The sequence below is a fragment of the Paraneptunicella aestuarii genome, from assembly GCF_019900845.1.
In the GTDB taxonomy this organism is placed as follows: domain Bacteria; phylum Pseudomonadota; class Gammaproteobacteria; order Enterobacterales; family Alteromonadaceae; genus Paraneptunicella; species Paraneptunicella aestuarii.
Genome location: NZ_CP074570.1, coordinates 2,113,580 through 2,126,762 on the forward strand (window position 1 = coordinate 2,113,580; position 13,183 = coordinate 2,126,762).

At 44.7% G+C, this 13,183-nt stretch carries 13 protein-coding genes; 11 read left to right on the plus strand and 2 right to left on the minus strand.

Annotated features, from left to right (window positions below; translation table 11 throughout):
* Positions 1-18 precede the first annotated feature (18 nt).
* The 9 genes from acpP to KIH87_RS08790 all read left to right on the plus strand — a co-directional run bounded on the left by acpP (position 19) and on the right by KIH87_RS08790 (position 7,997).
* A complete protein-coding gene (gene acpP, locus KIH87_RS08750; protein ID WP_232361151.1) occupies positions 19-258 on the plus strand; it encodes an acyl carrier protein in 240 nt (79 codons plus the stop codon).
* 322 nt (positions 259-580) lie between these two features.
* Complete coding sequence (fabF, locus tag KIH87_RS08755) at positions 581-1,819, plus strand: beta-ketoacyl-ACP synthase II (RefSeq protein ID WP_232361152.1); 1,239 nt, start codon at positions 581-583, stop codon at positions 1,817-1,819.
* Positions 1,820-1,869: 50 nt separating this feature from the next.
* Positions 1,870-2,700, plus strand: a complete 831-nt coding sequence (gene pabC / locus KIH87_RS08760; protein WP_232361153.1) for an aminodeoxychorismate lyase — start codon at positions 1,870-1,872, stop codon at positions 2,698-2,700.
* Between the two features lie 51 nt (positions 2,701-2,751).
* Complete coding sequence (mltG, locus tag KIH87_RS08765) at positions 2,752-3,801, plus strand: endolytic transglycosylase MltG (RefSeq protein WP_232361154.1); 1,050 nt, start codon at positions 2,752-2,754, stop codon at positions 3,799-3,801.
* A 7-nt stretch (positions 3,802-3,808) separates the two neighbouring features.
* Positions 3,809-4,426 (plus strand): dTMP kinase, encoded by a 618-nt coding sequence (gene tmk / locus KIH87_RS08770; RefSeq protein ID WP_232361155.1) that lies wholly within the window; start codon positions 3,809-3,811, stop codon positions 4,424-4,426.
* 4 nt (positions 4,427-4,430) lie between these two features.
* The gene (holB, locus tag KIH87_RS08775; RefSeq protein WP_232361156.1) at positions 4,431-5,330 is read left to right on the plus strand and encodes a DNA polymerase III subunit delta'; all 900 of its coding nucleotides are present in this window, start codon (positions 4,431-4,433) and stop codon (positions 5,328-5,330) included.
* Between the two features lie 381 nt (positions 5,331-5,711).
* Entirely contained in the window at positions 5,712-6,497 is a 786-nt protein-coding gene (locus KIH87_RS08780; protein ID WP_232361157.1) for a TatD family hydrolase, read from the plus strand.
* A gap of 43 nt (positions 6,498-6,540) precedes the next feature.
* A complete protein-coding gene (locus KIH87_RS08785; protein ID WP_232361158.1) occupies positions 6,541-7,467 on the plus strand; it encodes an arginine deiminase-related protein in 927 nt (308 codons plus the stop codon).
* A 239-nt stretch (positions 7,468-7,706) separates the two neighbouring features.
* Positions 7,707-7,997, plus strand: a complete 291-nt coding sequence (locus tag KIH87_RS08790; RefSeq protein ID WP_232361159.1) for a hypothetical protein — start codon at positions 7,707-7,709, stop codon at positions 7,995-7,997.
* A 106-nt stretch (positions 7,998-8,103) separates the two neighbouring features.
* Here the strand turns inward: KIH87_RS08790 and pyk are convergent, their stop codons facing one another.
* Positions 8,104-9,540, minus strand: a complete 1,437-nt coding sequence (gene pyk / locus KIH87_RS08795) for a pyruvate kinase (RefSeq protein WP_232361160.1) — start codon at positions 9,538-9,540, stop codon at positions 8,104-8,106.
* A 322-nt stretch (positions 9,541-9,862) separates the two neighbouring features.
* The gene (locus KIH87_RS08800; RefSeq protein ID WP_232361161.1) at positions 9,863-10,714 is read right to left on the minus strand and encodes a MurR/RpiR family transcriptional regulator; all 852 of its coding nucleotides are present in this window, start codon (positions 10,712-10,714) and stop codon (positions 9,863-9,865) included.
* Positions 10,715-10,962: 248 nt separating this feature from the next.
* Between KIH87_RS08800 and zwf the strand changes: the two genes are divergently transcribed.
* Together zwf and pgl are read left to right on the plus strand one after the other, a co-directional pair.
* Complete coding sequence (gene zwf, locus KIH87_RS08805; RefSeq protein ID WP_232361162.1) at positions 10,963-12,456, plus strand: glucose-6-phosphate dehydrogenase; 1,494 nt, start codon at positions 10,963-10,965, stop codon at positions 12,454-12,456.
* Positions 12,457-12,472: 16 nt separating this feature from the next.
* A complete protein-coding gene (pgl, locus tag KIH87_RS08810; RefSeq protein ID WP_408635798.1) occupies positions 12,473-13,159 on the plus strand; it encodes a 6-phosphogluconolactonase in 687 nt (228 codons plus the stop codon).
* The last annotated feature ends 24 nt before the right edge of the window (positions 13,160-13,183 follow it).

Consider the following 13,183-nt stretch of genomic DNA (forward strand, 5'->3'; position numbering starts at 1 on the left):
CAAAGGATAACTAGAAATATGAGCAATATCGAAGAGCGCGTTACGAAAATCATCGTAGAGCAATTGGGTGTTAAAGAAGAAGAAGTTAAGCCTGAAGCATCTTTTGTCGATGATTTGGGTGCTGATTCATTAGATACCGTTGAACTGGTGATGGCTTTGGAAGAGGAATTCGACACTGAGATCCCTGACGAAGAAGCTGAAAAGATCACAACTGTTCAAGCCGCTATTGATTACATCAATGCGAACCACGACGGTTAAGACACAGATTCTATAGAGGCGGCTTTTAGCCGCCTTTACTATTCCGATATTTCAAATATCAACACGAATATCAACAATAGCTACTTTATAATGCCTGCCTATAAGTTCCCGGAATTGGCATTTGTCCGTACTTCTCTAAACAGTACCTCAAGAAGCCGTCTTTGGCTTAGACAAGCCCTTCTTACTTTCTTATATATCAACATCGACACTTTGTTTCTGATGTGGAATCAGGCGTTTTTGCTATTGTTTAAAGTAGGCAGAATATTAGAACAATCTGCTATTTCTTATATTTACCTGACGAGATTTTTAGAGCGGAGACTTTATGTCTAAGAGGCGTGTGGTAATAACTGGACTGGGAATGCTAACTCCGGTTGGTAACTCAGTGGCAGAGACCTGGCAGGCGATTAAGTCTGGGCAAAGCGGTATTGGCCCCATTACCCGACTTGATGCCAGTCATTTTGCAACCCGATTTGCTGGTGAAGTAAAGAATTTCGACGCAACTGAATATATTCCTAAGAAAGACACCAAAAAGATGGATTTATTCATCCAATTTGGCATCGCAGCAGGAAAACAGGCATTGGTCGATTCTGGCTTGGTGATAGATGAACATAACGCTGAAAGAGTCGGCGTTAGCATTGGTGCTGGTATTGGTGGTTTGGGACTCATTGAGGAGAACCATCTTAAGCTGTTAGATAATGGATCTCGAAAAGTGTCTCCATTTTTCGTTCCTTCCACTATTACCAATATGATTTCCGGCTTTTTGTCGATTATGGAAGGGCTAAAAGGGCCTAACCTGAATATAGTCACGGCTTGTACTACTGGCGTTCATAACATTGGTGTTGCAGCCCGAATGATAAGCTATGGCGATGCAGATGCCATGTTGGCTGGAGGCGCTGAAGCAGCGATTACTACATTAGGTTTGGCTGGCTTTAATGCGGCTCGAGCCTTATCGACCCGAAATGATGACCCACAAAAAGCAAGTCGCCCCTGGGACAAAGACCGCGACGGCTTTGTTATGGGGGAAGGTGCCGGTGTGGTTATGTTGGAAGAGTATGAACACGCCAAGGCCAGAAACGCGAAAATCTATGCCGAGTTAGTCGGCTTTGGCATGAGTGGTGATGCGTATCACATGACTGCTCCACCTGAGCATGGTGAAGGCGCAGCTTCAGCAATGGCGAATGCCATTAAAGATGCGGGTATTGATGCCTCAGAGATTGGCTACGTGAACGCTCATGGTACTTCGACGCCAGCGGGTGACATTGCTGAAGTGAGTGCGGTGAAGAAGATCTTTGGCGATGCGGCCAAGTCCGTCATGATGAGCTCAACCAAATCCATGACAGGCCACCTGTTAGGTGCGGCGGGTTCTGTTGAAGCCATTATTACCGCATTGGCATTAAAAGAAGGTATTGCTCCACCCACCATTAACCTCGACAACCCGGACGAAGGTTGCGATTTAGACTTTGTGCCACACAAGGCGAAGCCAATGAATACCGAATATGCATTGTGTAATTCATTTGGTTTTGGTGGAACAAACGGATCTTTATTGTTAAAGCGCGTTTAAACTCGCGCTTAAACCTGAGAAAATGAAGCCTGTTTCACAGGCTTTTTTTTATGAATATAACCTACCAGTCAAATACCTATCCCTCGCAGAGTCGCGCTGTTGCTTATGGCGATGGCTGCTTTACCACAATGCTTGTGCGCCAAGGTGCAATACAGCTTTTCGAACTGCATATGCAGCGTTTGCAACAAGACACGCAAAAGCTGGGCTTAAAGGAATTCCAGCCGGAAGAATTCCGGCAGTTTATTGATACGTTGCAGACAAACGAATTAGCACAACAAAATCTTGTGTTAAAGGTATTGGTTTCTGCTGGCATGGGCGGGAGAGGTTATCAACGCGACCACAATGCAGAATTGCAAGTAAACGTCACGTCTCATCCTGTTCCAGAATATTACGAGCAATGGCAAGAACAGGGTATCGCATTGGGGTTAAGCCCGTTTAAACTGGCGATGCAGCCAGAATTATCAGGTATTAAGCACTTAAACCGATTGGAACAGGTGCTCGTTAAAAGCGCCTTTGCTTATGCTTCAAATGAAACCCAGGACGAGATCGTCACCGACACCCAAGGCATGGTGGTTGAAACCTCGGTTGCTAACTTGTTTTGGCGAGAAAATCAGCAGTGGTTTACGCCCGACTTGCATTATTGCGGCGTTGCTGGTGTGATGCGTGAGCATATTATTCAGCGTTTGGCTGAACATGGCTTTTTAGTACATCAAGTGAGAGTAAAACCGCAATTGTTATCACGAGTTGATAGCCTTTTGATGTGCAACAGTTTAATGCAACTTGTGCCTGTGACTTCGTTAATATTCGATGAAAACAGTTATGAGATTGCATGTTCACAAAAAGATGTTGCCGATATTCATCGTATCGTCTTTGGCGAATAACCCCATAGGTAAAACGAAGCAGGAAAGACGAAAAAGGACATCAAGTAAGGAATGAGCGTTATAAAAAACATTCAACGATATAAAAGGTGGATCATTGCCTCTGTTGCCATTTTGTTGCTAGCTGCGATGATCGGCTTTATGGTTTTGTTGAATATGCTGGACGATTTTGAACAGCAACCACTTATGCTCTCTCAGCCTCAAGTGTTCCAAATCAAAGCGGGAGAGTCTGCACGAAAGGTGGTTAGCAATGTGCAGGAACTGGCTCAAATCCAACCCCAACCTCAACCGAAGATCCTGACTCGTATCTGGCTTAAACTTAATTCCGATAAGGCACAATTTAAAGCCGGTTATTACGATATTCTGCCGGGAGAAACGCTGTCTACTGTGATGCAAAAATTTCATCAAGGGCAAACTAAAAAAATCAATGTCACTTTGATTGAAGGGCAAACCTGGAGTGAATGGAAAACCCAGCTTATTAGCCAGCCCTGGCTAGTCAACGATATTGATGAGCGTCAGTTGTTAGGCAAGGTTCAACAGTTGTATCAGGAACTTAAGTTAACCTCGCTGGAAGGTATGTTGATGCCGGATACCTATCATTTGGAAGTAAATACAAAGCTGTCGGAAGTGGTGTTACTTGCGGCGACTAAGATGCATGATTTTATCCAGGCCGAGTGGCAGAACCGAGCCGTAGAGTTGCCGTTATCATCCAGTTACGAAGCCCTGATATTAGCCTCTATTATTGAAAAAGAAACGGGAATGGCAGAAGAACGACCTCATATCGCTGCGGTGTTTGTGAACCGTTTAAATCAGGGCATGAGATTACAAACCGATCCCACCGTCATATATGGCTTGGGTGATGCTTTCGATGGCAACCTCACCCGAGCACATTTACGCGCCATAACGCCTTATAATACATACCGAATGAATGGATTACCGCCAACGCCTATTGCTATGTCCAGCAGAGCTTCTATCATAGCGGCTTTAAATCCGTTACAAAGTAGTGATTTATATTTCGTTGCCAGAGGTGATGGCAGTCACCAATTTTCGGTGACATTACAAGAACATAACGCGGCAGTTCGCCGTTATCAGCTAGGTAAATAATCAGCTTATGAAGGGTAAGTTCATCGTCATTGAAGGCTTGGAAGGGGCAGGTAAGTCCTCTGCTATAGATACTTGCAAGCAATTTTTTAATCAGCGAAACATACCCTTGGTTTGTACTCGTGAGCCGGGTGGAACGCCTTGTGCAGAAGCCTTGCGAGACGTGGTTAAGCACCCATGGCAAGAGAAGGTTACACCTGCTACTGAATTGCTGATCATGTATGCTGCGCGCAGTCAGTTGGTAGAAAACGTGATCCAGCCTTCGCTTGCTGCCGGGCAGTGGGTATTAGGTGATCGCCACGATCTTTCCACTCAGGCTTATCAAGGCGGTGGAAGGCAGTTGCCAGACTCTATGATCATGCCAGTGCGTCAGGTTGCGTTAGGCGATTTTGCGCCAGACTATACCATTTACCTCGATGTTGAACCGGCGGAAGGCTTGCGCCGTGCCAGAGGCAGAGGTGAATTGGATCGCATCGAACTGGAAGATTTAAGTTTCTTTGAACGTACTCGCCAGCGTTATCTTGAATTAGCCGAGCAAAACGATTCTATTGTGGTGATCAGTTCCATGCAGTCAATGGATAAGGTGCAAGCCGATATTTTGGCTCAATTAGCTGTTTGGGTTGGTTGAGGCTATGTATCCCTGGTTATTAAAGTCTTATCAACTGCTGCAAAACAGCCTCGAAAGTGGCAGCTTGCACCACGCTATCATTTTCTATGGTAAACAAGGAGTGGGTAAATCCCGCTTGGTCGCGCAATTATCTCAAGCCTTGCTGTGTCAAACATCCAAGACGATTGGGTGTGGGCAATGCAAGTCCTGTCAGTTGTATTTGGCTGGCAGTCATCCCGACTTCTATCTGATTGAACCGGAAGGGCAAATTGGCGTGGATGATATTCGTGAAGCCACCAATAAACTCAGTGCTTCGTCGCACTTGATGCAAGCTAAGGTATTAGTGATCCACAACGCTCATAAAATGACGGTGGCAGCGGCGAATTCGTTATTAAAGACGTTGGAAGAGCCCACCAAAGACACCTATCTGTTTTTGCTCACCGACAAGATGGATAAGTTGCTGCCAACCATTAAAAGCCGTTGCCAGAAAAATCTAATTGAAGTGAGTCAGCAACAGCAAGTGGCAGATTGGCTGGAACAAGAACAACTGGTCGCTGATCCGGCATTGGTGTCGTTATATTGGTCTCGTCCTTTGTATTTGCAACAGTTGTTAAGTGATCAGGATGCTAACGTACTGAAACAATTGCCGCAGGATATTGAGCTGCTCAAACAAAGAGCAATGAGCAGCGATGCGTTTGCCAATAAGTATGCTGAGCATTTGGAGTTGTCACTGGAATGGATGCAACTGTTTTTGAAACAACAAATGCAAACAATCCCTGACGAGCAACATGATAAGTTCTGGCAATGCTATCAATCTTTGATTGAAACCAGTTCTCGCATGCATCAAACCGGGATCAATAAACCGCTATTGTTCACGAGTTTTGTTACTTCCTTGCAAAACACTTTGAGTACGTCTTCCTGGTAATACAGTTTGTATTGTTAGAGGGTTTTGTTCTTTTTTATGTTGAAAGATAATGTCGTTCAAACGTTCAAACGTTCAAACGTTCAAACGTTCAAACGTTCAAACGTTCAAACGTTCAAACGTTCAAATAAGTGCAGCATTACAGCAAGTCACCCACAGACGTTTATCGCAGACTCGCCGTGAATCAATTCCTTGAGGCTCCACAACCGTATCCCTGCGTTTGAGGGGCTGCTTATCACTTTCTGTGCTGACAGGTAGTTCTGAGTAGTGATTCACAGGCAGACCGTTTTAGCTTCAACCTTTCGGGTAGGGGTTGTTTTAGCCATGTATTATGGTTTAATGCCCGCCATCATATGAAACTTACCTATAGCTAAAGGAAACAGAGTGTTAGTCGATTCTCACTGCCATTTGGACAGATTGGGTAAAACGCCTGAAGAGTTAAAACAAACCGTTGAATTCGCCAGAAATAGAGGTGTTGAACACTTCTTATGCGTGGGTGTTTCGGTGCGTGAGTTCCCGGATATGCTAAAAGTGGTGGAAGAGTTTGATTGTGTTTCTGCGTCTTGTGGTGTGCATCCATTACATCAGGAAGATGCCTGTAGTTATGACGAGTTGCTTGAAGCAGCGCAGCATGAGCGTGTTGTAGCTATTGGTGAAACTGGATTGGATTATTTTTACAGTGCCGACAGTAAAGAAGTTCAAACCACGTCTTTTATTGATCATATCAAAGTAGCGAATGAGCTGAACAAGCCGCTGATTATTCATACTCGCGACGCGCGTGAAGATACCATTGAACTGCTGCAAAAGTACAAAGCAGAACACACCAAAGGGGTTTTGCACTGCTTTACCGAGTCTTGGGGCATGGCTAAAGCGGCTATTGATATGGGCTTTTATGTCTCAATTTCCGGGATCGTCACTTTTGCCAGTGCCGATGAATTACGAGACGTAGTCAGGCAAGTGCCGTTAGAGTCATTATTGGTGGAAACGGATTCTCCCTGGTTGGCCCCTGTTCCATATCGTGGCAAGAAGAATCAGCCCGGTTATGTGCTGGAAGTGGCTGAGTATGTGGCGCAGCTAAAAGGCGTTTCATTGTCTGAACTGGCTGAAATCACGACGCAAAATTTCTTTGATCTGTTTCCGTTAGCGAAGTCGTTTAAAACTAACGCTTAAAACCCTTTATCTTTTACACCATTTCTAAATCGAGGAAGCATGTATGCCTGTTACTGGTAATGATGTTTATTTAACTGACACCGTAGTAATGGTTCCCCCGCAATGTTTTGCTTTCAATAGCGAAACCGGATTGGACAACGAATTCCAGCATCAGGTCAACATGACCAGTGCCGAGTTGCTGGATGCCGCCATGACGGAATTCAATGTCATGGTGCAAGGCTTGCAAGCCTTTGGTGTAAACGTGCTGGTTTTTGATGATGCGCAAGAGGGCACGCCTGACGCGGTCTTCCCTAATAACTGGTTTAGTACCGACAGCAATGGAAATTTGTACCTCTACCCAATGGCCTGTGAAAACCGTCAAAAGGAAGTGCGCCCTGAACTGTTAATTCAGTGCCTGGAAGCTCAAGGCTACAAAGTTAAAAACGTTATTGATATCCGCTCTCTCGCTGTAGAGAAAGCAAAATTGGAAGGTACTGGCGCGATGGTGTTCGACCATAAGAACAACCGTGTTTATGCCGCCATTTCACAACGCTGTAATCACATCTTGTTGGAGCAATGCGCCCAGCGTTTACAAGTGAGTGATGTGGTTGCTTTCGATACGAATTTATCCTCAGGGAAACCCGTTTATCATACCAACGTGATGCTGAGCGTTGGAATCGACTACGCCATTATCTGTTCAGAAGTGATCCCCGATAGCCAGCGAGAGCAGGTGCTGGACAGCTTAAAAGGCAAGAACATTGTTGAAATCGATGAAGCTCAACTTGCTGCTTTCTGTGGCAACGTACTGCAACTGAAAAACAAAGACGGCAAACCTTGCCTGACAATGTCCAAAACCGCGTTTGAAGCTTTCAGCGAAGAACAAAAAGTCATTCTGCAAAAGTCTGGAGAGTTGTTGTCTTTCGACGTTAGTCATATCGAAAAAGTCGGTGGCGGCAGCGTGCGCTGTATGCTGGCAGAAGTGTTTTTGTGAAAGTGATTGGTGTCTTTTTTAAAACTAAACATAAACAGTTTTTTCACACTTACCGTCACCTATAGAAAATTATAAGCAGACCCTCCGTCGCAGGGATGCGACGGTGGAGCCTCCACGGATGGATTAACGGCGAGTCTGCGATAAATTTCTATAGGTGATTCATTCACCACAATAAGCCATTAGTTTTTTAAAGAGGCTTGTATCTAATATACGCGTTAATTAAGAGAAGGAATTACAAGATGAATAGAAACGTCGAAAGCATTATTTTAAATGCGAAGTATATATCCGCAGGTACTTCGTTGGCCGATAACGAAGATGTGAAAATTCATCGTCTGGAAACACTTGCAAAAAGTGTTAGTGAAGTTGCCTCTAATGTTAATTTATCGAGCAATCAAAAATTATCTTTTGAATCGCTACTTAAAGTTATTTTTGATTTGAAAAATTTGTCAGGACAAAGATTTCGAAGTCGAGCAACAGGGTTAGATGTCCAAGTTACAGCGTTTTTGAATGAACTCCAATTAGATCAGTAGGTCAATGCCATTATTCTTCTAATTTTATTTCCTTGTTCACGCCAGCAGAACCCTTCCACTGGCGTTAAATCATCTAGTCACTCAACCAAGTCAAACCCAATCAACCTTACGGCACTGTAACAATCTTACAGCCGTTGGTTGCGCCGACGGTTTCCATTTCATCGCCGTAGGTCATAATGAATTGGTCGCCGGATTTAACCAGTCCTTTTTCCATCAGACAGGTGATAACGTCTTTTTTCAGTTCGCCGGGTTGGCTGTTGCTGGAATCAAAGTAAACCGGTTTCACGCCTCTAAACAACGCCATAGTATTTAATGAGCTTTCATGGCGAGATAAGCCGTAGATAGGCAATGAGCTGGTAATACGTGACATCAGCTTTGCTGTGCCGCCGCTTTCGGTTAGTGCCACGATAGCGGTGATAGTTGGCAGATGGTTAGCTGCGTAAACCGCTGACAAGGCGGTGGTTTCGCTAATGCTGCTGAATTTCTCGTCTACGCGGTGTTTGGAGATGCGCACGCTAGGGTGAGTCTCTGCGCCTTCGCAAACACGAGCCATGGCTGCAACGGTTTCAACCGGGTATTCACCTGCTGCGGTTTCTGCGGAAAGCATAACCGCATCTGTGCCATCCAGAACCGCGTTCGCTACGTCCATTACCTCTGCGCGAGTTGGCATGGGGTTGGAAATCATGGATTCCATCATTTGTGTGGCTGTGATGACAATTTTGTTCAGCTGACGAGAACGAGAGATCAGTTTCTTTTGTACACCGACCAGCTCGGCGTCACCAATTTCAACCCCCAAGTCTCCACGAGCGACCATCACGGCGTCGCTGGCTAAGATGATGTCGTCCATGGCTTCTTGTGTGGCAACGGCTTCTGCGCGTTCTACTTTGGCGCAGATCTTGGCAAAGCATCCGGCTTCTTCGGCTAAACGGCGAGCGTAACGTAAGTCGTCACCACAGCGAGGGAAGGAGACTGCCAGGTAATCCACGCCAATCTTGGCGGCGGTTTTAATATCTTCTTTGTCTTTTTCGGTCAGAGCGTCGGCAGATAATCCGCCGCCCTGGCGGTTAATCCCTTTGTTGTTCGATAGTTTGCCGCCAACCAATACCTCGGTGTGTACCTTGTCGCCTTCAACGGAAGTGACTTTCAATTGAATACGACCGTCATCCAATAGCAGAATGTCGCCGCTTTTAACGTCTTGAGGCAGGGCTTTGTAATCAATACCAACCGAATCCTGATTACCGTCATTGGTGCCTTGTTGCGCATCGAGAATAAAATGGGCGCCGACTTTCAGGTGAACAGAGCCTTCTTTAAATTTGGCAACACGGATTTTAGGGCCTTGCAGGTCGCCTAATATAGCTACATATTTGCCTAGTGATTGAGCTGCATCGCGTACTCGCTGAGCTCGTTGAATATGATCTTCTGCAGTGCCATGGGAAAAGTTCATACGTACCGTATTGGCACCGGCTTCCAGAATAGCGCGGATACTTTCAGTTGAATCGGTAGAAGGCCCTAGCGTGGCCAGGATTTTGGTTCTTCTTAGCATTTGATCTGTCGCTCTATTATTGTAAAGGGTCTTGGTACTGGTTTTTATATTGAGTCTTTATATTGAGTCTTTATATTGAATGTCAAAGCAAGTAACTGCGAATGCCAGACAGAAGTTTTACATTTTAACGCACAAGTGTTGTGTTAATTCCAAGCAGAATTCTGTTGCTAAACTGTAAAATGTAATTTTATTACAAAATTCTAATGCAAAATGGCGTGGAAGTGAAATCCGATGACATAAAATTCATCGGATTGTCATGAAATGTTTGCGAATGAAATGCGAAATGTCGTAATTTTTTATTTACTGATGACTTATTGAGTCGTTACTGAGAACGCTTATCGAAACGTGAATCGCGCAAGGTATCTTTAACGCGTTTCAGGTTCTCCCTGAACTTGCTTCCTCTACGCAGAGTAAAGCCTGTAGCCAGTATGTCTATTAGGGTTAGCTGTGCAATACGCGACGCCATTGGCATATACATGTCGGTATCTTCTGGTACTTCCAAGCCTAATATCAGGTTACATTCTGCTGCCAGAGGGCTGGAAGCGGAAGTGATCCCAACCACGATGGCATCGTTACTTTTGGCGATTTGTGCGATTTCTACCAGACTTTTGGTTCTGCCAGTGTAAGAAATTAACACAACCACATCACCTTCGCTGCTGTTCATACAGCTCATACGCTGCATCAGGATGTCTTCAAAGTACACAACCGGAACATTGAATCGGAAGAACTTGTTCAGTGCGTCATGGGCGACTGAGGCGGATGCGCCTAAACCAAAAAATGAAATTTTCTTTGCCTGGGTTAGCAAATCGACAACTCGATTAATGGCGTTGATATCCACCGACTGACGAGCCACTTCCAGCGCTGCCATTGTGGATTCAAAGATCTTGTTGGTGTATTCCTCTGGCCCGTCATCTTCTTCTACATGGCGATTTACATAGGGTGTGCCATTGGCCAGGCTTTGTGCCAGATGCAGTTTAAAGTCGGGAAAACCTTTAGTATCAAGTCGTCTGCAAAAGCGGTTTACTGTAGGTTCGCTTACATCTGACATTTTTGCCAACGTCGCGATACTGGAGTGAATTGCTGTTTGAGGGTTAGCTAGAATGACTTCTGCGACCTTCCTTTCAGACTTGCTAAATGCCCCTTTGTTTTGGGCGATCTTTTCGAGAATGTTCATGCGTTCTTAAAATTCTACTTTATAATGATCGGGTTGTATTTGTAATTTTTTAACACAAACTTGTGTAATAGTTACAGCTAAAAGGCTGACAGTATTTTCGTCATAGGTCAAAAAAAAGATATTAAGTTGTAAATTTACTACAAATATAGTTTACTATCGCACATTGAAGCCGATTTTAGTCGTTAAATATAGTAAATTTACAGCTTTTAACGAACAGCTAATGTAATAAATTTAGAAGGTAACGTTTCATGGTACCAAATAAAGCGCTTGAACCTTGTGATTTTGTCCTCTTTGGCACAAAAGGGGACTTGGCTCGACGCAAATTATTGCCCTCGATGTATCAATTAGAAAAAATTGGCTTGATGCATCAACAAACTCGCATTATCGGTGTCGCTCGTTACGAGCATACTGCTGAAGAATTCGTCGCTCAGGTAAGAGAAAATCTGGAAACTTTCTTAAATGAAAGTATCTGTGAAGAAACCTGGGGTCGTTTCAAAGAAAAATTGGATTATGTCCAAATCGACATGAAAGACTACGACAGCTATTCCGTCTTGCAGGCGAATGTCGATAAGGCTCGCACTATGGTGTGCTATTTAGCGACGCCGCCAAGTATTTATGGTGATATCTGTAAGGGCTTGCATCAGGCTAATGTGATTGATGAAACTGTTCGTGTGGTATTGGAAAAGCCAATCGGTCACGACCTGGAATCTTCAATGGTCATTAATAATCAGGTGGCTGAGTTCTTTAACGAAAACCAAATCTACCGTATCGATCATTATCTGGGTAAAGAAACGGTATTGAACCTGATCGCATTGCGTTTCGCGAATGCCATTTTTACTAATAACTGGGATCACAACTGTATTGATCATGTTCAGATCACGGTTGCTGAATCTGTGGGTATTGAAGGGCGTTGGGGCTATTTTGATGAAGCGGGACAAACCCGTGACATGGTGCAAAACCACTTATTGCAGATCTTGACCCTGATCGCGATGGAGCCGCCAGCCAGTCTGGATGCAAACAGTATTCGCGACGAAAAAATGAAAGTGCTGAAGTCATTGCGTCCTATTAATAAGGATAACGTCAGTGACAATACGGTTCGTGGCCAATACACCTCTGGTTATGTTAAGGGCAAAGAAGTCCCGGGCTATCTGGAAGAAGAAGGCGCCAACAAATCCAGTAGAACTGAAAGTTTTGTTGCTCTGAAAGTGGAAATTGACAACTGGCGTTGGGCGGGTGTGCCTTTCTATTTGCGTACTGGTAAGCGTATGCAAAGCAAGGTCAGTGAAGTGGTTATTTATTTTAAACGCCAACCGCACAACCTGTTTTCAGACAGTTTTGCCAAGTTACCTTCCAATAAGTTAACCATTCGTTTGCAGCCTGATGAAGGCGTAGAGATTACTGTCATGAACAAGGTGCCTGGTTTGGGCGGTGAAAGTTCGATGAATTTGCAGAAATCCAAACTGAACCTGAGTTTCTCTGAAGCGTTCAAAAATGAGCGTATTCCTGATGCTTACGAAAAATTGTTGTTGGAAGTGATGTTAGGCGATCAGTCATTGTTTGTTCGTCGTGACGAAATCGAACAAGCCTGGACCTGGGTTGATGGCATTTTTGATGCGTGGAAAGCAACCAACGAAGAACCTGAGGGTTATCCGGCGGGTTCATGGGGGCCAACGTCTTCTGTCGCTTTGATGGCTCGTGATGATCGTGGTTGGTACGACAGTACAGCCAAGCGCGACAATTAAGCTCAGGAGCCAAACGGTGATAGAAAATATTTTTAAATCAGCAGAAGATCTGAATGCCGCTTTTGCTGAGCGTATTGTGCAAATATTGCAAGAAGCCATTAGTCAGGAAGGTCGCGCCAGCTTGCTGGTGTCGGGCGGTCGAACGCCTATGCCTTTATTTAAACAACTGTCAGAAACCAGCATTGACTGGAGTAAGGTCGATGTCAGCCTGGTTGATGAACGTTGGGTTGATGAAACTGATGAAAGCAGCAATACCAAAATGGTACGCGAAAACCTGTTGCAGTCTCATGCCGCTAAAGCCAATTTTGTCGGGCTGAAAAGCGCTGAAAGCAATGCGGAAGATGCAGTGGCTACCTGTACTGAGAATCTGGTCAATATCAAACAGCCTTTCGACGTATTGATTTTAGGCATGGGGGAAGACGGTCACACCGCTTCTTTGTTCCCGTGTTCACAACAAATTAAAGCGGGTTTGGATTTGAATACCGATGCCTGTTACATCGCTGTGCAGCCGACAACGGCACCGCATCAGCGTATGTCTTTGACATTGAAATCTATATTGAATAGCAAACACATTTTCTTGCACTTGACTGGTGACGGTAAAAAGGCAGTTATTGAGCAGGCACTGGCAGGTGATGATCCGCTGGAAATGCCCATTCGAGCTGTATTGCAGCATGCCGATGTTGAATTAATGTGGGCTCCTTAAGCTTAAGATAGATAGGAGAAATAG